Source organism: Vibrio sp. A1-b2 (genome assembly GCF_021726015.1).
Lineage (GTDB): Bacteria > Pseudomonadota > Gammaproteobacteria > Enterobacterales > Vibrionaceae > Vibrio > Vibrio diazotrophicus.
The window spans coordinates 21,853-33,340 of sequence record NZ_JAKKCI010000001.1 but is presented as its reverse complement, the minus strand read 5'-3'; the positions used below and the strand labels follow the sequence as shown (position 1 = coordinate 33,340).

Annotated in this window: 10 protein-coding genes; 5 read left to right on the top strand and 5 right to left on the bottom strand. The window is 39.2% G+C overall.

Features of this window, described 5'->3' with window-relative positions; translation table 11 throughout:
- Positions 1–93: 93 nt before the first annotated feature.
- The gene (locus L3V23_RS00145; protein WP_237291773.1) at positions 94–1,245 is read right to left on the bottom strand and encodes a sugar efflux transporter; all 1,152 of its coding nucleotides are present in this window, start codon (positions 1,243–1,245) and stop codon (positions 94–96) included.
- Positions 1,246–1,401: 156 nt separating this feature from the next.
- Positions 1,402–1,800: an NUDIX domain-containing protein gene (locus tag L3V23_RS00140; RefSeq protein ID WP_102965896.1), complete on the bottom strand. Its 399-nt coding sequence runs from the start codon at positions 1,798–1,800 to the stop codon at positions 1,402–1,404.
- 415 nt (positions 1,801–2,215) lie between these two features.
- Between L3V23_RS00140 and L3V23_RS00135 the strand changes: the two genes are divergently transcribed.
- The gene (locus L3V23_RS00135) at positions 2,216–3,325 is read left to right on the top strand and encodes a two-component system response regulator (protein ID WP_102953113.1); all 1,110 of its coding nucleotides are present in this window, start codon (positions 2,216–2,218) and stop codon (positions 3,323–3,325) included.
- 6 nt (positions 3,326–3,331) lie between these two features.
- Positions 3,332–5,779, top strand: coding sequence for a hybrid sensor histidine kinase/response regulator (locus L3V23_RS00130; RefSeq protein WP_237291772.1), 2,448 nt, complete (start codon positions 3,332–3,334; stop codon positions 5,777–5,779).
- Between the two features lie 92 nt (positions 5,780–5,871).
- Here the strand turns inward: L3V23_RS00130 and L3V23_RS00125 are convergent, their stop codons facing one another.
- From L3V23_RS00125 to L3V23_RS00115, 3 genes are all read right to left on the bottom strand, one after another.
- Positions 5,872–6,213: a multidrug efflux SMR transporter gene (locus L3V23_RS00125; protein ID WP_042487550.1), complete on the bottom strand. Its 342-nt coding sequence runs from the start codon at positions 6,211–6,213 to the stop codon at positions 5,872–5,874.
- Between the two features lie 138 nt (positions 6,214–6,351).
- Positions 6,352–6,555 (bottom strand): (Na+)-NQR maturation NqrM, encoded by a 204-nt coding sequence (nqrM, locus tag L3V23_RS00120; protein WP_042487548.1) that lies wholly within the window; start codon positions 6,553–6,555, stop codon positions 6,352–6,354.
- Between the two features lie 15 nt (positions 6,556–6,570).
- Positions 6,571–7,047, bottom strand: coding sequence for a NifB/NifX family molybdenum-iron cluster-binding protein (locus L3V23_RS00115; protein WP_052404618.1), 477 nt, complete (start codon positions 7,045–7,047; stop codon positions 6,571–6,573).
- Between the two features lie 531 nt (positions 7,048–7,578).
- Here L3V23_RS00115 and mglB point away from each other — a divergent pair.
- From mglB to mglC, 3 genes are all read left to right on the top strand, one after another.
- On the top strand, positions 7,579–8,553 hold the full coding sequence (mglB, locus tag L3V23_RS00110; RefSeq protein ID WP_042487545.1) for a galactose/glucose ABC transporter substrate-binding protein MglB: 975 nt from the start codon (positions 7,579–7,581) through the stop codon (positions 8,551–8,553).
- 127 nt (positions 8,554–8,680) lie between these two features.
- Complete coding sequence (mglA, locus tag L3V23_RS00105; protein ID WP_042487542.1) at positions 8,681–10,189, top strand: galactose/methyl galactoside ABC transporter ATP-binding protein MglA; 1,509 nt, start codon at positions 8,681–8,683, stop codon at positions 10,187–10,189.
- 10 nt (positions 10,190–10,199) lie between these two features.
- Positions 10,200–11,207 (top strand): galactose/methyl galactoside ABC transporter permease MglC, encoded by a 1,008-nt coding sequence (gene mglC, locus L3V23_RS00100; RefSeq protein ID WP_042487540.1) that lies wholly within the window; start codon positions 10,200–10,202, stop codon positions 11,205–11,207.
- The last annotated feature ends 281 nt before the right edge of the window (positions 11,208–11,488 follow it).

Sequence of the window (11,488 nt, the reverse complement as noted above, 5' to 3'; positions counted from 1 at the left end):
ACGGAAATCTCTTGTAGAAATACAAGTCATTGGGTTCAGGTGAGCACAAAAACGTCACCGCCTTTTCATGTGCTCATCACGCCCATTTTATTGTTAGGCACACTGCACCTTGCGTTGTTGATTTGCAATATAGGCGTCAAACAGTATCAAACCAACAAACGAACAAGTGATAGCGCCTAAGCACAGAAGCAACGGAGCTTTAAACCCAAAATACTGTGAAATAATACCCATGGTGCTTGTTCCGATCATAGTGCCAACCAGCATTGCATTAGTATAAAACGCCGAAGCTTTACCTACGGCAGTTGGTGCAAAATCTTGCATGATGGTAATGCCTAAACCAACAAAGATGCCAAAAAAGAGCCCATTCAAAATCTGCAAAGCCAAGAAGATGTTTATTGACGTATTGAAATACATACCAAGGTAAAAAGCGGCACCGGCCACAAATCCAAACCGTATCACTTGGCTTTTCCCAAAGCGCTGTGCCCAGCCAACAGCTAATAGCATCGCGGGTATTTCGACCGCCGCTGTTATTCCCAATAAGATGCCAGGGAAAGATTTTGATAAACCGAGTTCATGAGTCATAAAGAGTGGCATTGCATTGATGTAAGTGCTGTTAGCAATGTTAGCGATAAGTATGACAACCCCAAGAAACCAGACAGCTGAAGGCAGCTTGATTTTAGGCTTGTTTTTAACTTTGTCTGATTCCATGACAGGCATTTGGAACAAGAATGCAATCCAAATAATCACAAAACCGGCTATAGCGGCTGAAATATAGAAATTGTTATCGAAACCAAATTGGTCGACAGAAAAAAAAGCTAAAGGTGGGCCAAATATCCAAAGAAAAGAAACGGCAGAGCGCATTTGAGAATTGAGTTTGGCGCTGTTTTTTCCGGTTGAATCTGCATAGCGTCTTATCACGGTCAAGATAAGAGGAATAGAGCTTGAAGCCACGGGCATTAAGAGGCAGCCAATAACGATAGCATGCCAAAACTCTGTTGCGAGAGAAAACATGATGGCCGCAGAAAAAATACCAGCAAGTGATAGCAATAAGAGAAACTTGCTTGGCACACCTTTATCAATCAATCCCGTTAGTTTCTGGCTGACAATAATCGTCATCAATGCAGTTAGGGATGTATAGAGGCCAATAAGCGCTGGTTCCGTGTGAAGTTCACTAACAAGGAACAAGCTCATTATGGGCATAATAAAAGAAAAAGCGAGTGCGGTCAGTCCATTGATAGCGAACAAAACCGGAGTTTGGCTTTTAAACAACGTTTATCTCCTTTTGAGTGAGATTAGTGATATGCACCATTTAACACTCCGATAAGTGGCAGGTTTATGAGCTTGCGAGCAAATCTCTCATAAGTATTATGCTGTTAATGTATGCGAAATTTCGATTGAAGTTCAATCAACTAAGAACTGATTTACACGACTAATTTCTGCAAGTGCGATTTGGTCAGCTTCTGTTGCTACAGGTGCGTTGTCAATTTCAAACCAATCAACAGCGTCCGCTTCTAATGGAACAATTACACCTTCCCATTCGGTGATAACGTAATAGTGCAAAAGCTGTAGTTCAATCGTTGGATGATAGAGTGAACAGAGATATTTCGCATTTCTTGGTGTCACATTGAGTTCTTCTTTTAGTTCTCGTAATAATGCTTGCTGTTGGGTCTCACCAGCTTCTAAATGACCGCCGGGTATTGCGATCATACCGGGATCGGTTTCTTTTAATTTTGAGCGATGCTCTAATAAAACTTTCTTACCTTTCAATAAGATAAATGACACACATTCAAATACTTCCATTCTTATTTCCACGTGATAATCCTTCGGATAGTTGAAAAGCATAGCATGATCATCATGTGTCGATGAGAGGGTTATAAAAAAATAGTGTTTATTGTTATCTGGTGAAAAAAAATATTAGGATCTTAAAACATAAAAACTTATTTGATCGAAAGAATGAACTAAATAAAAGAGTTGTTTCTATATAATTGATTTGATTATCGAAAGAGTAATCGCTCTAAAATAAGTTATTTGTTTTTATGGAAATAAAATAAGTAGATTTCTGTCACAGCCTTTCTATATGATAAACGCTATATGTCATGTATAAGCAGTTTCTAAATTTAGTTAGCTTATTGTTTATATTGATTATTAAAATAAAAATAAATTCATCTCGTCGAACGGCAATATTCTTATAATCAATAACTTAAGGACATTAGAGATGTACCATTCTTTTTCGTACACTCCGACATTGCTTGTCATAGACGATATCCCCGAAAATCTCAGCTTGATGTATAAGCTGTTAAAAGATGATTACAAAGTTAAAGGCGCCAATAGTGGCGACAAAGGTTTATCAATCGCCGCTAACGATAAACCAGACTTAATTTTGCTTGATGTCATGATGCCTGATATGGATGGCTTTGAAGTATGTTCGTACTTAAAAGAGAATCCTTCAACCAAAGATATTCCCGTTATATTTATCACTGCAAAGAACGAAAGTATTGATGAAAGAAAAGGGCTTGAGTTAGGGGCTGTAGACTACATCACGAAGCCTATCGTGCCTGAAATCGTCAAGGCACGGGTTAGAACTCATTTATCTTTAAAAATGGCCTCAGATCTCCTTAAGGGGGAAAATGAGTCATTAGAAAAAGAGGTTCAAAAGAGAACTCAAGAAAGTATTAAGCAAATTGAAGATTTACATGTCATTCAGGATATCGCGTTTAACGCGATGATCTCGCTTGCTGAGACTCGTGACAACGAAACGGGCAATCACATTCGTCGCACACAATTATATATTAAACTCCTAGCTGAACGTCTACGTTTAGACCCTAAGTATGCCAATCAATTGGACGACAACACTATCAACTTACTCTTTAAATCCGCACCCTTACACGATATAGGAAAAATAGGCATTCCAGACCATATATTGATGAAGAAAGGAAAGTTAACAGAAGAAGAGTTTGAGATCATGAAAACTCATACCACTATTGGGTTTGAAGCGATCAATAAGGCTGAAGAGAACAATGGTAAAGTGATGAGTTTTCTCCGTGTTGCTAAGGAAATTGCACATTCTCACCATGAAAAATGGGATGGTAGCGGTTATCCGGAAGGATTGTCGGGCGAAGATATACCACTTTCGGCACGACTGATGGCTATTGTTGATGTTTATGATGCATTGATCAGTAAGCGTATATATAAACCGGCCTTTAGTCATGATGAAGCCATCAAAATGATCAGCAGTGAAAGTGGCGCTCATTTTGATCCAACCATCGTTGAAACATTTATGGATATTCAAGAGGATATCCATTCAATCGCCATACGTTACGTGTGATTTGCTATGAATAAAGAAAACCAAATAAGTGTACAAGCCTGGGTATGGCGCTCCATGGTCAAAACCGGAATCATTCCATTGATTCTGGTCGAACTTCTGTTAGTTACCATTTATCTGATCAGTAATCATTTCATTAGTTCAGACAACATGAACTACATTCGCTCACAGGTTAATAATGAACTGTATATCACTTCCTCTATCGAAAGTGATGTAGTGCGAGAACGTATAAATTCAGTATCTCGACTTGCAGAAATATACAGAAATGAAACTCAACGAGTTCTCAAGGAATCACTGCATCCTGATGATGTAGATATGTCAAATTTGGCATTCAGTGATAACGGTGTGTTGCATACCAAAGACGACAAAGGTGGTTCGGCCTCCTTTTATTCAGCCTTCACAGAAAATAATGAGAAGGATTTGGATAAAATATTTAAACTCGCCAAATTAGACTCTTTAATGAAAGAGATTAAAAATAGCGATCCATTTATTGCTGCCGTCTATTTCAATAGTTGGGATTCTTATAATCATATCTACCCTTGGTTCCAAACCTTGGATCAATATCCAGCGGATATGAATATCCCAGAATACAATTTCTATTATTTGGCTATGGATAAATACAATCCAGAAAGAGAAGTGGTTTGGACCGAAGTTTATATCGACCCTGCAGGGCAGGGTTGGATGACTTCAGCGATTGCACCAGTGTATAACGGTGACAAGTTGGAAGGCGTCATTGGTATAGATATTACTGTAGATACTATTGTAAAAAACATACAAAACTTGATTGTTCCTTGGAATGGCTATGCCATTCTTGCAAACAGCGAAGGAACTATCATGGCGCTGCCTCCAAAAGGAGAACAGGACTTTAATATTAAGGAACTGAAACAACATAACTATGAAAGCGCGGTCACGCATGAGATGTTCAAGCCTGAAGACTTCAACCTGTTCAAAAGGCCAGACACAAAATCATTGCAGCCTCAATTTGATGGTCAGAGTCAGGGACTGACTAAGCTAGTGCTTAACAATGAAAACAAGCTGGTCTCTTGGGTGACCATTCCGGAAACAAACTGGAAATTGCTGTTCGTTGTTGATGAAAATGAAATGTATCGTGAATCGATGGCGTTGAAAGAAAAATACCAAGGTATCGGTTACATCATGATTATGGGTTTGATCGGTTTCTATATCCTCTTCTTAGCTTTTACTTGGATGGTATCAAAGCGGATGAGCGAATCAATTGCCGCTCCTCTATCTCAAATCAGAAATATGTTTAACAAGATGAGTTCGGGTAACTTCGATGTTTCTCATGAACAATTTAACCTCAAAGAGTTAAATGACACTGCCAATGCAACCATAATAATGGGCGGTCGATTAGGTAAATTAACGAATGAGCTGAAAACCGCAAAGATAGAGGCTGAAGAAGCGAATATTGCTAAGAGCCAGTTTATTTCTAATATCAGTCATGAAATCAGAACGCCGATGAACTCGATCTTGGCCTTGTCAGATATGTTACTGGCGAGCAATGTTAATCGTGACCAACAAGACTCTCTGACTAGGATTAAAAAATCTGGTGAGCATTTACTCTTAGTGATTAATGATGTTTTAGATCTATCAAAGATTGAATCTGGGCACCTAAATATTGAAAAAATCCCTTTCAGTATTTACTCGATTGCACAAGATATATATGAGCTGTTTGAAGCAAAAGTCACCACCAAAGGTCTGGGTTTCCACTTTGATGTAGAAGAAAAGATTCCAACTTTGATCGGCGATCCGTTGCGCATCAAGCAAGTTTTACTCAATTTTATCAGCAACGCCGTTAAGTTTACGGCTCAGGGTGACATCAATATCCACATTTATGTTACTGCGACTCTAGTCGGTAAGAAGAAAGTCCGTATCGAAGTAAAAGATACAGGGATCGGTTTAACGAACGAAGAACAACAAAAAATCTTCGAAAGCTTTCAACAGGCTGATGCTTCAACCACTCGAAAATACGGTGGTACTGGCTTAGGTCTGACAATCTCTAGAAGTATCGCTCAATTGATGGACGGTGAGATCGGCGTTGATAGTAAGACAGGAGAAGGGAGTACATTTTGGTTCGAAGTTACCTTAGATACGAGTTTTGATATCAATCCTGAGCAACATAACAATTCAATGCGTCTAAGCAATCTTGACTACAAATCTAAGTTTCAAGAGTCAGATGCTGAAATATTGGAAGAAGTCGATTTAGAAATGCTAATTGAAAAACTTAACTGTCTGAATCAACTGTTAAATGATAACAATCTTGCTGCTGAAGATTACTTCCTACAGCAAAAAGCTTACTTCGACAAAGTTGTGCCAAATTGCAGTAACCAGTTGGCAGCGTTCATTTCTAGTTGCGACTATACCAGTGCACTTGTCGCTACGGACAGAATTGAAAAATCTCTAAAAGAGAAAGGGTTATTAAACAACGATTGTTGTTAACTTCCATCGAGGTTTAAGCAAGGCAGTGACTGGATTTACCGGCGCTGCCTTTTATTCTCTGCCGTTTTTATTTTCTGTTACTTTTACAATAGTTAATGGTTTACCGATGTTGAATACACATTAATTATGACTGTTCCCATCAGAATAAAACTTATACCAACGATGGCGTAAATATCGAGTTTTTGCCCATAGACAAGCCAAGATATACTGGCAACCAGAACAATCCCTATTCCACACCAAATAGCGTAAGCGACGCCTAGAGACATAGTATTAACCGTTACCGATAAAAAGTAGAAGGCGAGTGCATAGGTAATCAGCACGCCCGCAGTAACAGAGGGGGAGGTAAACTGATGAGTTCTAGGCAGATAGGATGTCGCGATGACTTCTAACAAAATAGCGATCATTAATGTCGCTAGAGGTGGCAGAGCAAGCATGAGTGTTCCGATAACATTAAAAGGTTGGTTACGCGAATAATATGCCCACAATATTGCGTTTTTTTTAATTCAGAACAGTAAGTGAAGCAAATACTTAGATTTAGTATCGACTAGAAAAGCTTGTGTGCAATAAGGCCGTTAACGCTTTGGTGTTGGCTCTTTAATCGTATAAAGCTTAGTTTTGTGCTCTTCACATGTCGTTTCACAGTTGCACACCTTATCAACTCCCACATTTGACAGGCCACCACAGCTACCTTGTATTGGTTTTCGTTTTGCCATAACACCCAGTGTCATGAGTAAAACAAAAAGAATAAACGCACCGAATGTGATTAGGTAAATCATGTTGGCCAGCTCCTATTAAAGATGAATTTTATGAATGCTGCGCAGATTTCTTAGAGTCTTAGCATCAAGGCGGCTTTCTTTAGGTTCCCATTTAAAGGAAGAACCAGTTTGCTTACCCTTACAACAAGTATGGACCTTATTGCGTTTATTGACGGAAGGTTTTGCATAACTTAAGTCCTCTACGGGTACTAGCTGAGAAAAATCCAACGCATGAATATCAGCGCCTCTGTTAAGGCGGAATACTTTTATTCCCTGATCAAATAAAGTTGAAAGCATCGCTTCACCGATGTTTTTAATAATCACAGCGCCAACATTATGAGCAGTGAATAGAGAAAGCATCTGAGTCTTCTTACCACAGGTTTTTGCCTTTATCGTAGGCGTCAAATCAATGGTTTGTTCGTGCTTTGTAACATCATCTACAAGCAAGAACTGAGGTGCTTTCGAATAGTGATTAAACAGCTTGTCGTTACAGATAGGGATAGCGTATTTCATAAAATTGTCCTCACGAGTAAATGACCTTCCCCGTTAAATGAAGATTTTACAGAGTTGTTAAATCTTCACATGATTTGACATGTAAAACAGGGGATACAGAGGATAGTGAACTCATAAATAGCATATGCCAATTATTTTAAGTGCAATTTAAGTATTCAAATTTTGTTCATTTACAGGTATAACAAGGATCTCTGCGTCATCGTCTTCAAAAATCTTTCATCTTATGTGGATGATTTATATGTGATTAAATGCATTCATATATGAATCAAATGCTATCGAAATGTGATCTGTATTGCCCCTAAAACGCGAAATAAGTCTCGCTGTTACACTATGTTACGTACGAGGTCTGTTTTTGCATGTGGCCTCAAACAATTTAAACAAACCGTTACAATTGTTAATTGGCGCTAACAAAATCCTATCTGGCTCACACAATTCATCCTGTTAATCAATATACTTCAATGCGTAAACGTTTTCATTGGAATGGTAAACGTTTCCCTACACGTATATTAATAAGATAAATAGGACACTTACATGAGAAAGCTAACTGCACTTGCTATGTTAACTGCTGGTATGGGTTTCGCTACGCAAACTCTAGCTGACACCACTTTGGGTTTCACAATCTACAAATACGATGACAACTTCATGTCTGTAGTTCGCCAAGCTATCGAAAAAGAAGCTGCTGGCGACAAAGACGTTCGTCTTCTAATGAACGACTCTCAAAACAGCCAATCAATGCAAAACGACCAAGTTGACGTTATGTTGGCTCGTGGCGTTCAAGCGCTTGCTATCAACCTTGTAGACCCAGCTGCAGCACCTTCTATTATTAGCAAAGCGAAAATTGATGATGTACCAATTGTTTTCTACAACAAAGAACCAAGTGCAGCAGCACTAGCAAGCTACGATAAAGCTTACTATGTAGGTACTGACTCTAAAGAATCTGGCGTTATCCAAGGCGATCTAATTGCACAACACTGGAAAGCAAACTCATCTTGGGACAAAAACGGTGATGGCGTACTTCAATACGTAATGCTAAAAGGTGAACCTGGCCACCCAGATGCAGAAGCTCGTACTACTTATTCTGTTAAGCAAATCAACGAGAACGGTATCAAAACTGAAGAGCTTCACATGGATACTGGTATGTGGGATACCGCAATGGCTAAAGATAAAATGGATGCATGGTTATCTGGCCCTAACGGTAGCAAAATTGAAGTTGTTATCGCAAACAACGACGGCATGGCAATGGGTGCAATCGAAGCACTACGTGGCGCTGGCCAAAAAATCCCAGTATTCGGTGTTGACGCTCTAGCTGAAGCTCTAGCTCTAGTTAAGTCTGGCGAAATGGCTGGTACTGTACTAAACGATGCAACTTCTCAAGCGAAAGCAACATTCGAACTAGCTCGTAACCTAGCTGAAGGTAAATCAGCAACTGAAGGCACTCAGTGGGAAATGCAAGACAAAATTGTTCGCGTTCCTTACGTAGGTGTTGATAAATCAACTCTTGAGTAACAGACGTTATAATTAGGGGGCGCCCAGCCCCCTATATTTACCCGTTAATATCTTAATTAGTACTTATTCATTGATAATTATTAATTGATATTTATTGGTTTCAAATTAAAAACAATTAAGTGATGCCATGGTAGATCAAACACATGAATTCCTGTTAGAGATGACAGGGGTGAGTAAATCATTTCCAGGTGTAAAGGCATTAGATAAAGTTAATTTAAAAGTTCGACCGCACTCAATTCACGCATTAATGGGTGAAAATGGAGCGGGTAAATCGACGCTATTAAAATGTCTATTTGGAATTTACGAAAAAGATGAAGGCGATATTATTTTCTTAGGAAAACATATTAACTTCTCCTCTTCTAAAGAAGCATTAGAATCTGGCGTGTCCATGGTTCACCAAGAATTAAACCAGGTTAAACAATGTTCAGTAATGGATAATATCTGGCTTGGTCGCTATCCAAGAAAAGGTTTATTTGTTGATCACGATAAAATGTATCGAGATACAAAAGCCATTTTCGAAGAGTTAGATATTAATATTGATCCTAGAGTTAAAGTAGCGACTTTATCTGTGTCTCAAATGCAGATGTTGGAAATTGCGAAAGCATTCTCTTACGACGCAAAAATAGTGATCATGGACGAGCCAACTTCTTCTCTAACAGAAAAAGAAGTTAATCACTTATTTACCATTATCAATAAGCTGAAGGATAAAGGCTGTGGTGTGGTATATATCTCTCACAAAATGGAAGAGATATTCTCTATCTGTGATGAAATTACTATTCTACGTGATGGTCAATGGGTTGATACTCGCCCATTGAAAGGCCTAGATATGGATAAGATCATCGCGATGATGGTAGGCCGAGAACTCACAAACCGTTTCCCTGAGAAGACTAACGTTCCTAAAGAAGTCATCTTAGAAGTTAATAACCTGACAGCGTTGAACCAGCCTTCAATTCAAGACGTCTCGTTTGAACTTAGAGCGGGCGAAATTCTAGGTATAGCAGGTCTTGTTGGTTCACGTCGTACAGATATCGTTGAAACGATTTTTGGTATTCGTGAAAGAAGTGAAGGGCACATTGTTCTTCATGGGCGTGAAATGAAAAACCGTGATGCACATGAAGCAATTCGCAATGGTTTTGCATTGGTAACTGAAGAACGTCGTTCAACAGGTATTTACGGTAACCTCGATATTACTTTTAACTCATTGGTTGCAAACGTTGATGAGTATAAAACGAAATCTGGTTTATTAAGTAATAAAAAGATGAAGAGTGATACTCAGTGGGTAATTGATTCGATGAGTGTTAAAACACCAACGCATCAAACTCATATAGGCTCACTATCAGGTGGTAACCAACAAAAAGTTATTATTGGACGCTGGTTATTAACTCAGCCGGAAATATTAATGTTGGATGAACCAACTCGTGGTATCGACGTGGGTGCGAAATTTGAAATTTACCAACTAATGTTGGAGCTCGCGAAGAAAAATAAAGGAATCATTATGATTTCTTCTGAAATGCCAGAGTTATTAGGTACTACCGATCGAATTTTAGTAATGAGTAACGGCCGCGCAGCGGGCATCGTGAATACTAAAGAAACCACTCAGACTGAAATATTAGAGCTAGCCTCTCGTTACCTCTAGGGAAACTATTATGGATGCTGTTAAGTCATTTGCATTAAAGCACTTAAAAGAAGGTGCAATTTACGCGGTTCTGTTTATTTTATTAGCGGTTATCGTTATTCAAGAACCATCATTTTTAAGTTTACGAAATTTAAGTAACATTCTAACTCAGTCTTCCGTGCGCGTAATTATTGCGCTTGGTGTTGCGGGTCTTATCGTTACACAAGGTACCGACTTATCTGCTGGTCGCCAGGTGGGTTTAGCGGCGGTTATATCAGCAACCTTGCTACAGTCGATTGAAAACGTGAACAAAGTGTTCCCAAGTATTGGTGACGTTCCAATCGTAGCGGTTATCCTTTGTGTATGTTTTATCGGCGCAATCATTGGTCTAGTGAACGGTGTGATCGTTGCTTACTTGAAAGTAACACCTTTCATCGCAACACTGGGTACTATGATCATCGTTTATGGTATTAACTCTCTTTACTACGACGCAGTAGGTGCATCACCAATCGCGGGCTTTGACGAACGCTTTACAGTGTTCACCCAAGGCTTTATTCGGTTAGGTGGATTCCGATTCTCGTACATAACCTTCTATGCCATCATCGCTGTAATATTCATGTGGATACTATGGAACAAGACAGTATTTGGTAAAAACATCTTCGCAGTTGGTGGTAACCCAGAAGCTGCAAAAGTATCAGGTGTAAACGTACCAATGACTCTACTAAAAGTGTACGCACTTTCAGGTGTCTTCTATGCCTTCGGTGGTATGTTAGAAGCGGGTCGTATCGGTAGTGCAACCAACAACTTAGGTTTCTTGTACGAACTTGATGCAATCGCAGCCTGTGTGGTCGGTGGTGTGTCATTTGCTGGTGGTGTTGGTAGTATTGCTGGCGTAGTAACGGGTGTTCTCATCTTCACCGTTATCAACTACGGTATGACTTACATCGGTGTTAGCCCTTACTGGCAGTACATCATCAAAGGTTCAATCATCGTATTCGCGGTAGCATTGGACTCAATGAAGTACGCAAACAAGAAATAAGATTAATTTTCTATTCGTACTTAGCGCTGCCTCGGCAGCGCTTTTTTTATCTCAAGAAAGGTAACCCAGTTCAACAATACTAAAAGACTTGAGTTAAGGTGATGAGTAACGCTCTTGACTCATCTTGCTTCAATGCACTAATCTACGACCATCATTTCTTCAGGAGATTACGCCAATATGAATAACTAAACCTGTTATCCATTTTTCATTTTATTTTTTGGATTCACAGGGTTAGTAGGCGTAGCTCACTTTCCGATATTTTATTGCGACCATGTTTTAGG

Coding starts and splice junctions, on each gene's coding strand:
- L3V23_RS00140 (WP_102965896.1), bottom strand. CDS start 1,800: ATGGAAGTATTTGAATGTGTGTCATTTATCTTATTGAAAGGTAAGAAA.
- L3V23_RS00135 (WP_102953113.1), top strand. CDS start 2,216: ATGTACCATTCTTTTTCGTACACTCCGACATTGCTTGTCATAGACGAT.
- L3V23_RS00130 (WP_237291772.1), top strand. CDS start 3,332: ATGAATAAAGAAAACCAAATAAGTGTACAAGCCTGGGTATGGCGCTCC.
- L3V23_RS00125 (WP_042487550.1), bottom strand. CDS start 6,213: ATGCTTGCTCTGCCACCTCTAGCGACATTAATGATCGCTATTTTGTTA.
- nqrM (WP_042487548.1), bottom strand. CDS start 6,555: ATGATTTACCTAATCACATTCGGTGCGTTTATTCTTTTTGTTTTACTC.
- L3V23_RS00115 (WP_052404618.1), bottom strand. CDS start 7,047: ATGAAATACGCTATCCCTATCTGTAACGACAAGCTGTTTAATCACTAT.
- mglB (WP_042487545.1), top strand. CDS start 7,579: ATGAGAAAGCTAACTGCACTTGCTATGTTAACTGCTGGTATGGGTTTC.
- mglA (WP_042487542.1), top strand. CDS start 8,681: ATGGTAGATCAAACACATGAATTCCTGTTAGAGATGACAGGGGTGAGT.
- mglC (WP_042487540.1), top strand. CDS start 10,200: ATGGATGCTGTTAAGTCATTTGCATTAAAGCACTTAAAAGAAGGTGCA.